General features: G+C 39.9%; 17 protein-coding genes. 7 read left to right on the top strand and 10 right to left on the bottom strand.

The features are described from left to right. The 9 genes from G3567_RS03370 to G3567_RS03330 all read right to left on the bottom strand — a co-directional run bounded on the left by G3567_RS03370 (nt 1) and on the right by G3567_RS03330 (nt 7,696). Complete coding sequence (locus G3567_RS03370; RefSeq protein WP_164003918.1) at nt 1-441, bottom strand: 3-hydroxyacyl-ACP dehydratase FabZ family protein; 441 nt, start codon at nt 439-441, stop codon at nt 1-3. 12 nt (nt 442-453) lie between these two features. Continuing rightward, nucleotides 454-1,236 (bottom strand): SDR family oxidoreductase, encoded by a 783-nt coding sequence (locus tag G3567_RS03365; RefSeq protein WP_164003917.1) that lies wholly within the window; start codon nt 1,234-1,236, stop codon nt 454-456. A 79-nt stretch (nt 1,237-1,315) separates the two neighbouring features. Next, nucleotides 1,316-2,368 (bottom strand): type III polyketide synthase, encoded by a 1,053-nt coding sequence (locus tag G3567_RS03360; protein WP_164003916.1) that lies wholly within the window; start codon nt 2,366-2,368, stop codon nt 1,316-1,318. Next, complete coding sequence (locus tag G3567_RS03355) at nt 2,365-3,075, bottom strand: methyltransferase domain-containing protein (protein ID WP_164003915.1); 711 nt, start codon at nt 3,073-3,075, stop codon at nt 2,365-2,367. Before G3567_RS03355 ends, G3567_RS03360 begins: the two co-directional genes overlap by 4 nt. After that, nucleotides 3,072-4,187, bottom strand: a complete 1,116-nt coding sequence (locus tag G3567_RS03350; RefSeq protein ID WP_164003914.1) for an NAD(P)/FAD-dependent oxidoreductase — start codon at nt 4,185-4,187, stop codon at nt 3,072-3,074. Before G3567_RS03350 ends, G3567_RS03355 begins: the two co-directional genes overlap by 4 nt. Before the next feature lie 68 nt (nt 4,188-4,255). Continuing rightward, nucleotides 4,256-4,951: an OmpA family protein gene (locus G3567_RS03345; protein ID WP_164003913.1), complete on the bottom strand. Its 696-nt coding sequence runs from the start codon at nt 4,949-4,951 to the stop codon at nt 4,256-4,258. A gap of 2 nt (nt 4,952-4,953) precedes the next feature. After that, nucleotides 4,954-5,427 carry a lipocalin family protein gene (locus tag G3567_RS03340; RefSeq protein WP_164003912.1) on the bottom strand — a complete coding sequence of 158 codons (474 nt, stop codon included), beginning with the start codon at nt 5,425-5,427 and terminating at the stop codon, nt 4,954-4,956. A 69-nt stretch (nt 5,428-5,496) separates the two neighbouring features. Next, the gene (locus tag G3567_RS03335) at nt 5,497-5,658 is read right to left on the bottom strand and encodes a DUF1328 domain-containing protein (RefSeq protein WP_164003911.1); all 162 of its coding nucleotides are present in this window, start codon (nt 5,656-5,658) and stop codon (nt 5,497-5,499) included. A gap of 61 nt (nt 5,659-5,719) precedes the next feature. Then, entirely contained in the window at nt 5,720-7,696 is a 1,977-nt protein-coding gene (locus G3567_RS03330) for an alpha-ketoacid dehydrogenase subunit alpha/beta (protein ID WP_164003910.1), read from the bottom strand. 121 nt (nt 7,697-7,817) lie between these two features. On the opposite strand from G3567_RS03330, the gene G3567_RS03325 reads away from it, so the two are divergent. The 5 genes from G3567_RS03325 to G3567_RS13320 all read left to right on the top strand — a co-directional run bounded on the left by G3567_RS03325 (nt 7,818) and on the right by G3567_RS13320 (nt 11,249). Then, nucleotides 7,818-8,768: an isopenicillin N synthase family dioxygenase gene (locus tag G3567_RS03325; RefSeq protein WP_164004297.1), complete on the top strand. Its 951-nt coding sequence runs from the start codon at nt 7,818-7,820 to the stop codon at nt 8,766-8,768. A 3-nt stretch (nt 8,769-8,771) separates the two neighbouring features. Continuing rightward, nucleotides 8,772-9,107 carry a translation initiation factor gene (locus G3567_RS03320; RefSeq protein WP_164003909.1) on the top strand — a complete coding sequence of 112 codons (336 nt, stop codon included), beginning with the start codon at nt 8,772-8,774 and terminating at the stop codon, nt 9,105-9,107. Nucleotides 9,108-9,267: 160 nt separating this feature from the next. Beyond that, complete coding sequence (locus G3567_RS03315) at nt 9,268-10,140, top strand: nucleoside phosphorylase (protein WP_164003908.1); 873 nt, start codon at nt 9,268-9,270, stop codon at nt 10,138-10,140. Nucleotides 10,141-10,152: 12 nt separating this feature from the next. Then, a complete protein-coding gene (locus tag G3567_RS03310; RefSeq protein ID WP_164003907.1) occupies nt 10,153-10,998 on the top strand; it encodes a substrate-binding domain-containing protein in 846 nt (281 codons plus the stop codon). Between the two features lie 74 nt (nt 10,999-11,072). Further along, complete coding sequence (locus G3567_RS13320; protein WP_205521169.1) at nt 11,073-11,249, top strand: hypothetical protein; 177 nt, start codon at nt 11,073-11,075, stop codon at nt 11,247-11,249. Here G3567_RS13320 and G3567_RS03305 read toward each other — a convergent pair whose 3' ends face one another. Then, nucleotides 11,250-11,915, bottom strand: a complete 666-nt coding sequence (locus G3567_RS03305; RefSeq protein WP_164003906.1) for a uracil-DNA glycosylase — start codon at nt 11,913-11,915, stop codon at nt 11,250-11,252. It abuts the gene before it with no gap. 44 nt (nt 11,916-11,959) lie between these two features. On the opposite strand from G3567_RS03305, the gene G3567_RS03300 reads away from it, so the two are divergent. Beyond that, a complete protein-coding gene (locus G3567_RS03300; RefSeq protein WP_164003905.1) occupies nt 11,960-14,134 on the top strand; it encodes an endonuclease MutS2 in 2,175 nt (724 codons plus the stop codon). Continuing rightward, nucleotides 14,134-14,550, top strand: a complete 417-nt coding sequence (locus G3567_RS03295) for a thiol-disulfide oxidoreductase DCC family protein (protein ID WP_164003904.1) — start codon at nt 14,134-14,136, stop codon at nt 14,548-14,550. The genes G3567_RS03300 and G3567_RS03295 overlap by 1 nt, the downstream gene beginning before the upstream one ends. Nucleotides 14,551-14,584: the final 34 nt, after the last annotated feature.

The raw sequence follows: 14,584 nt of genomic DNA, 5'->3' as shown, positions 1-14,584 counted from the left end.
TTAGGGTAAAATAACACCTGCAAGTTCACCGCGAAGCACCAGGTCTCCGGACATATTATACATTTTGACAGAAGATTTCAGTTTATTGAATCTAAAATACATTTTTTCAGCTTCCACAATCACCTTTTCATCAGGTAAAACCGGTTTCAGGAACTCAACAGTTGTGAACGTCATGGCCAGTTTCACCTGTCCCAGATCTATGTTTTCCTGTTGAGATAACAGATACAGCCCAAAACTGGCCAGGCCAATCTGTGCAGCACATTCGGTAAGAATAACCCCTGGAGTGATGGGGTTATTTTTGAAATGGCCCTTGTAAAACCAGGAAGACGCCTTAAACGTATAACTCCCTTTTATGAACTTATCGGACACCTCATCTATGGTTTTTACATACAGAAAAGGCTCCTGATAGGGTAATTTCGAAATAATTTTGGAGGATTTCATCAGCATTATAGTTTAAAGACTTTCGCCACCATCAGCTTTGATGACACTTCCGTTAATCCAGTTGGCCTCGTCCTGGCTCAAAAGATAAACCACATTGGCAACATCTTCCGGTTTTGTCAACCGCTGAAAGGGATTGCGCTTTTCAGCAGCCGCTTTCAGTTGCTCGTGACCTGGAATCCTCTGAAAAGATTGCGTCTCCACCATTCCTGCCTGAATGCAGTTGGCTGTGATTTCATACGCCGCAAACTCATTGGCCATGTATTTCATGAGGGTTTCCAGACTTGTTTTGGCCACCGAAACAGCGGCATAATGTTTCCAGACCCTCTGGTTCCCTTCACTTGTAAACGCTAAAAGCCTGGTGTTTTTGGCAAAGCCATCAGCTTCCAGGATATCCTTTGACCAGTCGTAAAAACTGTAAGCCATAGCATTGGCCGTGATTTGCAGATCGGTTTGATTAAGAGGTGAATCGCCGGTCATAGCTTTCAGGTTTCCTTTGGCGATGCTGTGAAGCAGCAGTTTAATTTTGCCGGATTCGCCAAGGAGTTCTGGAAGCTGACTTACAAATTCCTTTCTTTTTTCTGAATTTGTGGCGTCCAGATTAAAGGTTTTGAGACTTACGCCGCATTTCTTGATGGCCTCAAATTTGGCCTCAATATCAGGTAAATCGCTTCTTCTGTCTCTGTGGATGATGAGCAGGTTCCAGTCGTTTTGAGCCAATTTTAAAGCGGAAGCATATCCAAGACCCTGACTCCCTCCTAAAACCAGGGCGTAATGTTTAAGTGGTAGGTTGGCCATAAGCTAAATATTTTTTAATATTAAATCTTACCTGTATTGAATTCCGAAGAGACCCGTCTGAATGCCTCTTGAAGACAGGTTACCATTCTAAGAGAATACGTTGAGCCGAAAATCCAGGTCCGAAACTCAGCATCAAGCCTTTTTCTCCTTTCTTAATGGGTTTATTCATCATGCGCTCGAGTACGTAAAGCACAGTTGCGCTACTCATGTTTCCATAAAGCCGAAGCACTTCCTTGGTGTCGTTGATGTTTTTACCCATAGCTCCAAAAAGAGCCTCTACGGTATTGATAATTTTCTTACCTCCGGGATGAAAAATCAGATGATCTATATCTTCAATGTTGAGATGATGATTTTCCAAAAACGGATGAATGATCTGCGGGAAATGCTCACTTATTTTCTCGGGCACATCGATATCGAGCACCATCTTAAGCCCGGAATTGGTCAAATCGAAGCCCATCATGTGGGTGTTGTTATAAAAATGGTACATGGATTCCCCAAGGATTTTAGGCCCTTTGCAATCCTCTTCAGAACTCATCAGCACACAGGCAGCACCATCCCCGAAAATAGCGGAACTTACCATGTTTGCCATGGATTTATCATTGAGCTGAAAGGTAGCCGTAGGGGCTTCAAATGAGACTATTGCTGCACGCTTACCGGGATTGGCCTGAAGAAACTGCTTGGCGTAGATCATTCCCGATATCCCTGCTGCACAACCCATTTCGGTCACCGGAAGCCTGACAATATCCTGTCTCAGATCCAAATCGTTGATAAGAAACGCATCCAGAGAGGGAATCATAATTCCCGTACAGCTCACCGTGATGATGTAATCCAGACTTTGACCTAGCCATCCTGCCTCATGCAATGCCTTTTTTAAAACCTTTTTTCCCAGGATTTTAGCCTCACGGGTGTAAATTCGGTTTTTATCTTCAAAGGAAGTAGCCGAAAAAACCTCTTCCGGATCCATGATAGAATAGCGCTTGTCGACCTGCGCCCCTTCATAAATTTTGATCACCTTCCTTCTGAACCTCTCGTCTTCATTGGCCAGCCACATTTCCACAAAGGGGATTATATCTTTGGTTTCTTTATAATACTGTGGAGTTTCTGTGGCTACTGTATCTATTTTTACACTCATGAGCTATAAATAATCCACTGGTAACGGAATGCCCAATACCATGCGATGTGGTGATTCAAATTTAATTGTTTTGCGAAATCGACAAAGTCTTCCGTTTTAAAACCTCTCAAAATGGAGGTAAGTCCATCTTTTCTTGCAATGTCTGAATTTACAAAGACTGAACAATATAACTCAAATAATCTGTAAGCCATTTTACTTCTTTGTAAATCGTTGACAACAAGACCTAAGCCAGCTTTAGCTGAAAGAACAGGCACTAACTTTTTAATAAAATCATTTTCAAAATGATGAAGAGTCAGGCAGCAGGTAATAATATCGGCCTCAAAATCATCAAAATCTTCGCTAAACACATCGATGACCCTGTAGGAGATATTCTTGTAGTCCCTGGACCATTCTCTTGCAATTTCAATGGTATATGGATTTGCGTCTATTCCTATAAGCTGGACGTTAATGCCCTGTGTTTTGGCCCATCGGGAGATATGTCTTAAGGCGTCTCCACTTCCGCAACCCAGATCGGCGATGACCAGGTGCTTTTTGGAATGGTTTTCCAGCAGTTTCTGTATACCCTTAATGGTGACTCGGTGTCCACCTAGTTTGGTATTGATTCTATCGATGGTTTTAAGCACGTGTTTGAGTTCCTCTCCCTTAAAGTCAAACTTATCCATGATTTCAGCCTCTTTGCTACGGGTTTTGGTAGAAATGCGTTTCATAAAATAGGCTTACCATGGGTTTGTTGAATCATTGTTTTGAGTAAATAAGGGGATTTGGAAACCGCTAACATGCCGATGCTTGTGAGTTTTGGTTGTAAAAGTATATTTTGAAACATAGACCCGAAAATAAGTCTTTTGCGAAAAGTCTGCTTCCAGATTTGCGAATAATTTACTTCCAACTGATTTCTGTTCTGATGATGTCTGTAAGTTTTAATCTCTTCTGAAAGCAGTTTAGCCGAATGTATCGCCATGGCCATGCCATTGCCGCAAAGCGGATGTATGAGTCCGGCAGAATCTCCAGCCATCAACATATGATTTTCTACAGCATTTTTATTCTGAAAAGACACCTGTGAAATCGCTAAGTGCTTATCAAAAAGCAAGTCAGCCTGACTGAGAAAGGAATTCAGTTTAGGGTTTTGAGCTACAATATTTTTATTGAAATTTTCAACAGAACCTTCTCGTTTGAAGCTATCGTAATGCGCTAAATAACAAAAATTGACCGCGCCGGTTTCTGTTTTAGAAAGTCCGCAGTACCCGCCTTCAAAATTATGAAGTTGTACTTCTCCATCAGGAAAGTCATCGTTTTGATAATGGGCTTTAATGCCAATCCAGGGCGTTTTGTTATGGATAAAATCCCTGTCTAATTTTTTATCTAAGGTGGAGCGCTTTCCAAAACTTCCAATTGCCAGTTCAGCGTGAAATTCGTTTGTATGGGTTTTGATGCAAAATTGATGATTTTCAAAAGCGACATTAGTAACGGTTTCAAATTTAAATTCAACGCCACAGGATTTCGCTTTTTCATACAAGAGATTGTCCAAAGCATATCTGGATATTCCGAATCCGCCAAGCGGGAGCTCAACCTTAACTGTGTTACCTCTACGACTACTTAACACCAATCGGGAAATTAGATCGGAATTGGTCTTGTTTATGAAGATACCAAGCCTTTTAAAATAGGGTAAAACTTCATTGGAAACATATTCACCACAGACCTTATGCTTTGGATACTTGTCTTTTTCTATCAGCAACACTTCAAAACCACTCAAAGACAAATCTATAGCGGATGTTAATCCGGCAAGCCCCCCACCAATAATTATGACATCATAAATTTTCATTGCTGAAATTTAGGCATAAAAAAAATCCTAATGCAGCATTAGGATTTTCTTGTCGGTTATTTTAAGGATTATTGAGCTTTCTGTCGCGCTTCTTCCTTTAGTTCTTCACTGGCAACAATGGCCAATTCTACTCTTCTATTCTTGGAACGTCCTGCAGCCGTTGAATTGTCGTATTTAGGCTGTTCTTCACCAAACCAACTGGAATTAATTCTGGAAGCACTGATGCCATGACTTATCAAATAATTAGTAACGGCCTGTGCACGTTCTTTAGATAACTGCATATTGTAACTTTCACTACCTGTGGAATCGGTGTGCCCTTCCACGAGGATATTGGTTTTAGGATACTTCTGAAAAATATTGATCAGTTTCAATAATGAAACTTCAGATTCACCGGTGATTCTTGCTTTATCGGTAGCAAAATACACCCCTGAATTTTCATCAAACGTAACATTGATACCTTCACCAACTCTGGTCACGTCTGCACCTGGAATTTCCTGTTCTATTTCTTTGGCTTGCTTATCCATGCGGTTACCGATGTAAGCGCCGGCGGCACCACCAACGACACCTCCTATAATAGCTCCGAGAACCGTATTGTCTCCATCGCCAACATTGTTACCGATGACTCCGCCAATCACTGCACCACTCGCAGTTCCAATGGCACCTCCTCGCTGCGTTTTATTCGTGTTTTTCGTCGCTTCGCATGAGCTAAATAAGAAAGCCATTGCTATTAAAACTCCGAGTATTTTAGTTTGATAATGTTTCATAATTATATTTTTGTAAATGTCATTTCTATTGTGATTTCCTCTCCTTTAAACATAGCATTTTCTTCCCAAACCATCTGGTTTTCTAACAAAGATATAATCCTTATACGCGAACCCTGGTCGACTTTTCTGGCTTTTTGGCCAGTAGTGATCTTGAGCAGCATCTCAGGATTAAAACTTTCGGCTGTGGTCTTATCGACATACCAGGTAAATTCTTCCTGAGTTTTGGAGCAGTTATTTCCATCTAAAACAAAATTTCCTGTGCTATTATTCGGAATAAACTCCCAGACCGAATTCTCAAAACAGGAAACGCTGGCCAGATTAAAAAGCTCTACTTCAAATAAGCCGGAAGCATCCGGATAAGAGATGGATTCTAAAACCCAATCCCCTTTAAAATCTTTCTCTACCTGATTGGCTACATAAGCCGGACCACAGGAAGTGATTAAAAATGCTATTACAATCGTTAAAATATATTTCATAAGTAATTTAATAAGTTTATATAAAAAATCCGTCAGTCTTAATTAAAACAAACTCACGGATATAATCTTCTATCGTCTGAAAAGCTTCCCTATAAGTGAAATAACAAATAAGACAATGAAAATGTAAAAAATGATTTTAGCTATATCTGCAGCGCCTTCAGCAATTCCACCGAAGCCTAAAAGGGCGGCAACTAAGGCAATAACTAGAAATGTAATTATCCATCGAATCATAATGTTATTTTTTTTGGGTTCGATTCCTAAGTTACATCAATATTTCGGCCTTAAGGCTTTTTTAGTATTTATTTAATCTTATCAAGGCCTCTTCAAATTTCAATTTACCCAAATACTGGTCTTCCAGATTTTTAGCAAAAGGAATGGGCGTCGGTAAACTTGCTACGCGTTTAATGGGAGCGTCCAGATGTTCAAAACAATGCTCTGAAATAAGAGCGGAAATGTCTGAAGCTATGCCTCCAAATACAGAATCTTCCTGAAGGATGATCACTTTACCCGTTTTCTTAACAGATTCGAAGATCGCTTCTTCATCCAAAGGAGATAAGGTTCTTAGATCGATGAGATCTGCAGATATAGTCGGATGTTCTTTTAAAACCTCCCTAGCCCAGTGAACGGCAGCACCATAGGTAATAACCGAAAGGTCATTCCCCTCCTGGATCAGGTTAGCTTTTCCCAGTTCAAGCGTGAAGTAGTCGTCTGAAACTTCTTCCCTTATGCTTCTGTATAAAGCCTTATGCTCAAAGAACAAAACCGGGTTAGGATCTTCTATAGAGGCGGCCAGTAAGCCTTTTGCATCCTGAGGACATGAAGGATAAACCACTTTCAGGCCCGGGGTCTTGGTAAACCAGGCCTCATTGGTTTGGCTATGAAAAGGGCCCGCTCCAACTCCGGCTCCACAAGGCATACGTATGACTACATCGGCATTCTGGCCCCAGCGGTAATGCACTTTAGCCAGATAATTCACCAAGGGATTAAATCCGGAAGTCACGAAATCCCCAAACTGCATTTCCACTACCGATTTTATACCTTTAATCGATAGTCCCATGGCTGCTGAAATGATAGCCGACTCACATATAGGCGTATTCCGAACCCTGTCTTTTCCAAATTTTTCTACGAAACCATCCGTGATTTTAAAAACGCCACCGTATTCTGCTACGTCCTGACCCATAATGACCAAATCCTCATATTTTTCCATGCTTTGTTTCAAGCCATCAGAAATAGCATCGATAAAGCGAAGTTCAGTTTTTTGAGAAGACGGCTTTTGGTTATCAAACTCATGGAGCTTGTAAACATCCTGTAATTCTATAGCTTCATCAGCCTCGATTTCCACTTCTTCGTTGGCCAACTTAAGATGTTCATCGATTTCAGATTTCAATTCTGATTTAAGTGAAGAAATTTCTTTTCTGGTCAAAAATTTTGATTCCAGGAGAAAAAGTTCATAATTATCCACCGGGTCTAGTTTTTCCCAGTGTTTCATTAACTCCTCCGGCACATATTTGGTTCCACTTGCCTCTTCGTGCCCCCTTCTTCTAAAAGTTTTAAATTCAAGTAGAATCGGTCTCGGGTTTTGCCTTACGCTTTCTGCAATTTCATTGACTTTAGTAAATACCTCTACTATATTATTTCCATCGATAATATGCGATTCCATCCCATAACCTAAAGCTTTGTCTGCAATATGTTCACAGTTAAACTGTTCATGGGTTGGAGTTGAAAGTCCGTAGCCATTATTTTCAACACAAAACAAGACTGGAAGTTGCCATACTGAAGCAACATTGAGGGCTTCGTGAAAATCACCTTCACTGGTTCCGCCTTCCCCGGTAAAAACGGCAGTCACAGCATTTTCGTTTTTAAGCCTGTGCGCTAAACCAATGCCGTCTGCCACACCTAATTGTGGCCCCAAATGAGAAATCATCCCAATAATGTTATACTCCTGAGTTCCAAAATGAAAGCTTCGATCTCTTCCCTTTGTAAATCCCTTCCCTTTGCCCTGCCATTGAGAAAACAAGCGATATAAAGGAATGTTTCGCTGGGTAAAAACACCAAGATTTCTATGCATTGGCAAAATATATTCATCTGGCTTTAGAGATTTTGCGACTCCTACTGCTATCGCCTCCTGCCCAATGCCAGAAAACCATTTGGAAATTTTCCCCTGACGTAAAAGCACAAGCATTTTTTCTTCGATAAGACGAGGTTTCAAAATACCTTTAAATAAATCGAGGTGTTGATCTTTGGAGATGGAATGATGCTCAAATTTCATAGCTTGTGTTTTTACCAGCATTTCAAATGTATCATAATGAAAACTTTTAATTATTAAGATTCCAAAAATTCTTGTTGAATAAAATTCATTAAATTTGTCTACAAAATCTTTTTTCATGTCCATGACAAATATTCCAAGCGTAAATCTTGCAGATTTTTTATCTGAAGATCCAAAAAGAAAACAAAAGTTCGTCGATGAAATTGGTTCAGCCTACGAAGAAATTGGCTTCGTGGCCTTGAATCATCATTTTTTAGACAACAAACTGGTAGATGAACTATATGCTCAGGTCAAAGCTTTTTTCGATCTTCCAGAGGAAACGAAAAAGAAGTATGAGAGAGAAGATTTAGGTGGTCAGCGCGGATACATTTCTTTTGGAAAAGAACATGCCAAAGGCAAGAAAGAAGGAGATCTTAAGGAATTTTGGCACTTTGGGCAAGAACCGGATGAAGATGCTGATTTAAAAGAAGACTATCCTGAAAATATTGAAGTCGAAGAATTACCCAGGTTTAACGAAGTGGGAATGCAGGCCTACGCGATGCTAGAAAAGACAGGGGTTTATGTCTTAAGAGCATTGGCCCTCTATATAGGACTCAACGAATATTATTTTGACCACTGGGCCAAAAATGGAAATTCCATTTTAAGACCAATCCATTACCCGCCTATCGAATCAGAGCCAAAAGGAGCCGTTAGAGCAGGTGCACATGGGGACATCAATCTCATCACCTTACTCATGGGTGCCTCTGCCGGAGGTTTGCAGGTAAAACGAAAGGATGGAGAATGGATCGATGCTAAACCAAAAGAAGACGAACTCGTTATCAATGTTGGCGATATGCTGGAACGACATACCAATAATAAATTAAGGTCCACCATTCACAGGGTTGTAAATCCCCCTAAGGAAGAGTGGGACAAACCCCGGTATTCCATTCCATTTTTTCTGCATCCCCGAAGCGATATGCGCCTCGACTGTCTCGAAGAATGTATCGATAAGGATCATCCAAAGCAATACACAGATATAACTGCAGGAGAGTTTCTTCATCAGCGTTTGGTAGAAATAGGACTGATAAAAAAATAACTTATGGATCTTAAAGATCAACTGAAAGATTTATTTCCGGATCACGCACCTCAGGAAGAAGAAAAAACAGCTTCAAAAAGTGAGGAACTCAATATCTGGCTTCAGTCCGACCCGCTTATCTGCGAATTTTCAAAACGCAAAGGCAAAGCGAATACCGTGATAAAAGGCTATTCAGGGGCCAGGAAAGACTTTCAAAACCTGACCAAGTACCTTAAAAAAGAGATTGGGGTTGGGGGAAGTCATAAACATGAAGAAATCATCATTCAGGGCGACTATCGAGACCAGATTATGGATTTATTAAAAGGTATCGGCTTTCAGGTCAAACGCGTTGGAGGCTGAACTGGATTCTTTCAATAAATCCAGAAGACTAAGAATTCATTTTAGACTAAGAATTCATTTTTTCATATTTTAATAGAGTCTTAATCCGGTATTATCCTCAATTACTATAAACTATAACACAAGATTGGAGATTCAGATTCAATCTTCAAAACTATAACCTATGCCCATAGCATCTTCAGAATTAATCCTAAATCCAGACGGTAGTATTTATCACCTCAATCTAAAACCTGAACATATTGCTGATATAATTATAACTGTAGGTGATCAGGACAGAGTGGCTAAAGTGACTTCATATTTTGACGAAGTCATTTTCGAAACTCAGAAACGGGAATTCAAAACACAGACCGGTTTCTATAAGGGTAAAAAAATGACCGTTATCTCTACTGGAATTGGAATCGACAATATTGACATTGTTTTGAACGAACTGGATGCCCTTGTCAATATTGATCTTGAAACCAGAGAAATTAAATCAGAACACCACAAACTAAACATCGTAAGAATAGGAACTTCAGGCGGAATACAACCTCATGCCGAACTGGATAAATTCGTGATGAGTGAAGCTGGAGTTGGTTTTGATGGCTTGCTGCATTATTACAAAAACGGTATCACCAATACAGAAGCTACCAAAGCACTTCATGCACATTTGAAGGTATCCTCGAGCAAGCCTGATGCCTATATTGTGGATGCAGATCCAGATTTGATGAGACTTTTCAACACCGATGAAAAGGTGATTCCCGGGTTTACAGGCACAAATTTAGGTTTCTACGGCCCTCAGGGCAGAACACTTCGCCTGAAAACGCAGGATCCTGATTTTATAGATCAATTGGTTGACTTTAGATTTCAGGACAAATCGATCACCAACCTGGAAATGGAAACCAGTGCTATTTATGCCTTAGCTAAACTGCTTGGACACGGGGCTTTGTCTATGAATGCGATAATTGCCAACAGATCCACGGGAAACTTCAGTCGAGACCCAAAGGCAACGGTTGACTCCTTAATTCAATTCACATTAGAGAAGCTTTCTCAACTATAGAAAAATCCTTTTATGACAAATCTAAAAATTGGCGGAGTTCCGGAACACTTCAATTTACCCTGGCATTTATGCATTGAACAGGGGGATTTTAAAAGAAATCAAATCGATGTGTCCTGGACCGATTTTCACGGAGGCACGGGTGAGATGAGTGAAGCGCTTAAAAATGGCGAGGTAGATATTGCTGTGATGCTCACCGAAGGCTCGATCAAGGAAATTTGTGATGGCAGTCCTTTTAAAATTCTCCAGACCTATGTAAAAAGTCCATTGATGTGGGGAATTCATGTGCATGCCCATTCTGATTTTCATAAAATTGAAGATTTAAAAAATCAAACGGCAGCTATCAGTCGGTATGGCTCTGGTTCTCATCTGATGACCTATGTACATGCCCATAACCAAGACTGGAATACGGAGCATTTGGATTTCGAAACCACTCAAAACCTGGCCGGAGCAAAAAAGTCGTTAACCGAAGGAACTTCGGATTATTTTCTCTGGGAGCATTTCACCACTAAACCACTGGTAGACGAAGGCATCTTCAGAAGACTAGGCGATGAACCCACACCATGGCCGTGTTTTGTCATTGTTACCACAGAAGGGTTTTTAAAACATCATTCTGAATTGGTTGAAACTCTATTGGAGCCGCTAAATCATAAAAGCAAAACTTTAAAGTCACTTCCAAATATCGAAGAAAATATTTCTGAACGTTATCACCTGAAATTGAAGGATGTGAAAAACTGGCTTTCAATTACAGAATGGAGTCAACAACAAATTTCAAAAGACGACGTTATACTTACACAGAAGCGTCTCAAAGATTTAAATTTGATCCATCAGGAGAAGTCGTATTCTGAATTTATTTTTTAATAACATCAGCAACCGAACTATTACTATTACGTCTAATAACTGAAAACTAAATAAGTCCTAAAAGCCTGTGATCTATGATTTTCATTACAATCATTGCAGTTCTAATCCTGATTAACTTACTACTCCTCAGGTTTAGTTGTGATTCTGGAAGTTCTCAAAAAACGGGTTCCAAGGAAAAACCAAGGGTCAATACTCCAAAAATCTGGTCTCGCCAGAAAGCTGATTCAGAGTCCATTTTTGCAGATAAGTAATCACCATACAATTGGCTTTTTATTTTGGGCATCCAGAAGCAGATTCGTTTTACTGAAATGCTGATTCCCAAACCAGTAACCTCGGTTAGCACTTAAAGGTGAAGGATGTCCGGAGGTCAAAATATGATGTTTTGAAGCATCAATAAGCTTAGATTTCTTTTTAGCGAAACCTCCCCAAAGCAAAAAGACGACACCTTTTTGCTCTTCCGAAAGTTTTTGGATGACTTCATCGGTAAAAATTTCCCAGCCTTTATTTTGATGGCTTCCAGCGGCATTTCCTCTAACCGTTAGTGTGGCATTAAGCAATAAAACCCCCTGTTGAGCCCAGGCTTCGAGATTGCCATGACCTGGAATTTCAATATCAACATCATCTTTCAACTCCTTATAGATATTGATTAGAGACGGAGGCATGGGGATTCCTTTAGGAACTGAAAATGAAAGACCATGGGCTTGTCCGGGACCGTGATAGGGATCCTGACCCAGGATGACCACTTTCGTTTTCTCAAATGGACAGAATTCAAAGGCATTAAAAATATCGGAGCCTTTAGGATAACAGGTATAGTGCTTGTATTCTGACTTTACAAACTCGGTAAGCGCCTTAAAATAAGGTTTTTCAAATTCATCTTTTAAGATATTTTTCCAATTTGCTTCGATCTGAACCTCCATTTATTATGCGTATTTTTGTGAGACTACGAATGTAGAATTTTAGTATGATAAACATTAGCAAAAAAGCATTAATAGATTTAGAATTTCCTGTGGTGTGCTCTCAGTTGAGCCACTACTGCATAACCGAAAAGGGGCAGGAAAAAGCCTTAAACCTCATCCCCTATTCAACCTATAAATCCATTCATTTTCACCTGCAGCAGACCGAAGAATACAAGTCGTCTGCATTACAGGAAAAACCAATCCCCAATCATGGTTTTGAAAGCGTGGATGAAGCGCTTAAAATTTTGAATATAGAGGGATCGGTTATGGAGCTGAATGGATTCCGAAAAATTCTGAATCTCTCTGAAACCGTAAATATCCATATCGTCTATTTTAAGAAATATAAAGAATTATACCCCAATCTTTACAGATCTACACAGCCTATAGACTATACAACAGCTATTGTAGACGAGATACGACGAATCATCGATAAGTTTGGAGATATAAGAAATGATGCCACTCCGGAACTTTTTAGAATCCGGAAAGCTATCAATGTGGCTAAAGGGAAAATAAATTCCAGCTTCTCTAAAGCTTTATCGAAATACAGCAGCTATGGTTACCTGGATGAGATAAAAGAATCTGTGGTCGATAACGTTCGCGTTTTGGCGGTAACTGCCATGCACAAGAAAAAGGTGAAAGGCAGCATGCTGGGCAGTTCCAAATCTGGAAATATTGTCTATATCCAGCCAGAAGAAACTCAGCAGTCTGAGAGAGAACTGGATGAAGCGGAGTATGAGGAAAAAGAGGAAGTTAACAGGATCCTAAAAGCGCTGACCAATTTCCTAAGGCCTTATGTTGAGCTTTTAAAGGAGTACCAGGCGTATTTGAGTGAAGTGGATTTGATTTCAGCAAAGGTGAAATATGCTCAGCTTTATGATGGCCTGCTTCCCAAAATCTCAACCGATAAGGAGATTTATTTAAAAGATGCTTACCATCCCCTTTTGCTGATTAATCATAATAAAATCAATAAAAAAACCTATCCCCAGGACATTAGCCTGAATGTTTCTCAGCAGATCATTGTCATCTCCGGACCTAATGCCGGGGGTAAAAGCATCACCTTAAAAACCATCGGACTGGTACAAATCATGCTGCAGGCAGGTATGCTGGTTCCCGTTCATGAATATTCCAGGATTTGTTTTTTTGACAAAATTCTTACTGATATTGGCGATAACCAAAGCATTGAAAACCATTTAAGCACCTATAGTTACCGCTTAAAAAACATGCGGAAGTTTTTAAAAACCTGTGATGACAAAACCTTATTTCTGATTGATGAATTTGGAACCGGCTCAGATCCTGAACTTGGCGGTGCTTTAGCGGAAACCTTTCTTGAAGTATTTCACGAGAAAAAAGCATACGGCATCATTACTACGCATTACGCCAATTTGAAAATGATGGCCAATGAAAATCCTGAAATTGTCAATGCCAATATGGCTTTTGACAGTTATTCCATGGAGCCTTTATTTGAACTCAAACTCGGAGAAGCCGGAAGTTCATTTACCTTTGAAGTCGCTCAGAAAAACGGAATTCCGTTCAGCCTAATCAATAGAGCCAAGAAAAAAGTGGAGCGCGGCAAAATCAGATTTGATAAGAGTATTGCCAAATTACAGATGGAACGTTCTAAATTAGCTAAAACCAATTCAGAATTAAGATCGAAAACGGATGAAACCCGAAAAGAGCAGGAAAAACTGGATGAAATCAATTCCAAGATTCAGCAGAAACTGGAGAGTTTCCAGGAGCTGTACGACAGCAATCAGCGTATGATTGGTATTGGTGAAAAAATCGATAAAATCGGTTTGCAGTATTTCAATAACAAAAATAAAAAGCTGCTGTACACCAATGTCCTTAAAATCATTGAGCGTGAAAACTCCAAACGCGTCAAGCAAACCCGCAAGGAGGAAAAAGCACAGAGAGAAAAAGAAAAAAAGGTAAAAGAAGAAGCGCAGGAGAAGGTTGAAAAAATAAGAACTAAAAAGAAAAAAGAAAAGATTAAGGAAGAAGAAAAGGCTTCTAAAATCCCGGATAAACCTAAATTAAAAGAAGGAGATTCTGTGCGAATGCAGGATGGCAGAGCGGTGGGAACCATCGATAAATTTGAAAAAGGAAAAGCAGTTGTCAACTACGGTATGTTTACCACCAGCGTATCCGAAGAGCAGCTTGAACTTGTAAAACGCGCAAAGTAATGGACATACCCGAAAATAAAAAAATCGTGTTATTTGATGGCATTTGCAATTTCTGCAATGTTTCAGTGAGATTCATTATCAAAAGAGATAAAAAGGATAAGTTCAGGTTTGCCTCTTTACAAAGTGATCTTGGTCAAAAATTAACGCGTGAACGGGGTATCGACACCTCAGAAATTGATTCTATCATTTTGATCGATCCCGGAAACGCCTATTATATAAAATCTACAGCGGCATTGGAAATCTGTAAAGATTTAAGCGGACTCTATCCGGCCTTTCGCTTGTTTTTGGTATTGCCGAAAGGGTTTAGAGATTTAATTTACGATTTTGTAGCACGACATCGCTACCAGTGGTTTGGCAAGTCGGAAACCTGTCCCATGCCCTCTGAAGAAGAACAGTCCAAATTCTTGGACACCTAAAACAACATGCCCGATGCAAAAGCATCGGGCATGT

The organism is Psychroflexus aurantiacus (genome assembly GCF_010820555.1).
Classification (GTDB): Bacteria; Bacteroidota; Bacteroidia; order Flavobacteriales; family Flavobacteriaceae; genus Psychroflexus; species Psychroflexus aurantiacus.
This window is presented reverse-complemented; position numbering and strand designations above follow the sequence as displayed.

What these genes read in the sequence shown, in the direction of transcription:
- G3567_RS03370 (WP_164003918.1), bottom strand. Translation starts at nt 441, where the DNA reads ATGAAATCCTCCAAAATTATTTCGAAATTACCCTATCAGGAGCCTTTT.
- G3567_RS03365 (WP_164003917.1), bottom strand. Translation starts at nt 1,236, where the DNA reads ATGGCCAACCTACCACTTAAACATTACGCCCTGGTTTTAGGAGGGAGT.
- G3567_RS03360 (WP_164003916.1), bottom strand. Translation starts at nt 2,368, where the DNA reads ATGAGTGTAAAAATAGATACAGTAGCCACAGAAACTCCACAGTATTAT.
- G3567_RS03355 (WP_164003915.1), bottom strand. Translation starts at nt 3,075, where the DNA reads ATGAAACGCATTTCTACCAAAACCCGTAGCAAAGAGGCTGAAATCATG.
- G3567_RS03350 (WP_164003914.1), bottom strand. Translation starts at nt 4,187, where the DNA reads ATGAAAATTTATGATGTCATAATTATTGGTGGGGGGCTTGCCGGATTA.
- G3567_RS03345 (WP_164003913.1), bottom strand. Translation starts at nt 4,951, where the DNA reads ATGAAACATTATCAAACTAAAATACTCGGAGTTTTAATAGCAATGGCT.
- G3567_RS03340 (WP_164003912.1), bottom strand. Translation starts at nt 5,427, where the DNA reads ATGAAATATATTTTAACGATTGTAATAGCATTTTTAATCACTTCCTGT.
- G3567_RS03335 (WP_164003911.1), bottom strand. Translation starts at nt 5,658, where the DNA reads ATGATTCGATGGATAATTACATTTCTAGTTATTGCCTTAGTTGCCGCC.
- G3567_RS03330 (WP_164003910.1), bottom strand. Translation starts at nt 7,696, where the DNA reads ATGAAATTTGAGCATCATTCCATCTCCAAAGATCAACACCTCGATTTA.
- G3567_RS03325 (WP_164004297.1), top strand. Translation starts at nt 7,818, where the DNA reads ATGACAAATATTCCAAGCGTAAATCTTGCAGATTTTTTATCTGAAGAT.
- G3567_RS03320 (WP_164003909.1), top strand. Translation starts at nt 8,772, where the DNA reads ATGGATCTTAAAGATCAACTGAAAGATTTATTTCCGGATCACGCACCT.
- G3567_RS03315 (WP_164003908.1), top strand. Translation starts at nt 9,268, where the DNA reads ATGCCCATAGCATCTTCAGAATTAATCCTAAATCCAGACGGTAGTATT.
- G3567_RS03310 (WP_164003907.1), top strand. Translation starts at nt 10,153, where the DNA reads ATGACAAATCTAAAAATTGGCGGAGTTCCGGAACACTTCAATTTACCC.
- G3567_RS13320 (WP_205521169.1), top strand. Translation starts at nt 11,073, where the DNA reads ATGATTTTCATTACAATCATTGCAGTTCTAATCCTGATTAACTTACTA.
- G3567_RS03305 (WP_164003906.1), bottom strand. Translation starts at nt 11,915, where the DNA reads ATGGAGGTTCAGATCGAAGCAAATTGGAAAAATATCTTAAAAGATGAA.
- G3567_RS03300 (WP_164003905.1), top strand. Translation starts at nt 11,960, where the DNA reads ATGATAAACATTAGCAAAAAAGCATTAATAGATTTAGAATTTCCTGTG.
- G3567_RS03295 (WP_164003904.1), top strand. Translation starts at nt 14,134, where the DNA reads ATGGACATACCCGAAAATAAAAAAATCGTGTTATTTGATGGCATTTGC.